The following is a 459-nucleotide window of genomic DNA, read 5'->3' as shown; positions in this document are numbered from 1 at the left end:
GCAGCATTCGTGGCCTCGATGAACAACGGCAATGGCAAAGCGAAGAACTGAACCAGGCACAAACCGCCTTCGACATCGCCCAGAGCCGCTCCCAGGCCGGCGCCGCAGACCTGCTCACCGTCCTGCAAACCCAGCGCACGCTGTATGCGGCGCAAGACCTCAACGTGCAACTGCGCCTGTCGCGGTTGCAGGCGAGCATTGCCTTGTACAAAGCGTTGGGGGGTGGCTGGGAGGTGATCTGACAGAGATGCGTCGAATGGACTGACGCATTCGCGAGCAAGCTCGCTCCCACAAATGGAATTCGGTCTGGACCGAAATCTCCGGCACGATCAAGGCCCGATGTGGGAGCGAGCTTGCTCGCGAAGAGGTCCTGTCAGGCACTGATGCATCTGAATGAGACACCGCATTCGCGAGCAGGCTCACTCCCACAAATGGAATTCGGTTTGGACCGAAATCTCC

At 59.5% G+C, this 459-nt stretch carries 1 protein-coding gene; it reads left to right on the top strand.

The features are described from left to right. On the top strand, nucleotides 1-242 hold a 242-nt coding region (locus J5M56_RS25175; RefSeq protein ID WP_207938083.1), incomplete at its 5' end, for a TolC family protein. Between the last annotated feature and the right edge of the window lie 217 nt (nucleotides 243-459).

It is taken from the genome of Pseudomonas sp. 51_B (assembly GCF_017491595.1).
GTDB lineage: Bacteria > Pseudomonadota > Gammaproteobacteria > Pseudomonadales > Pseudomonadaceae > Aquipseudomonas > Aquipseudomonas promysalinigenes.
Note: the sequence above shows the minus strand (reverse complement) of the source record. Positions and strands in the feature narration are given on the sequence as shown.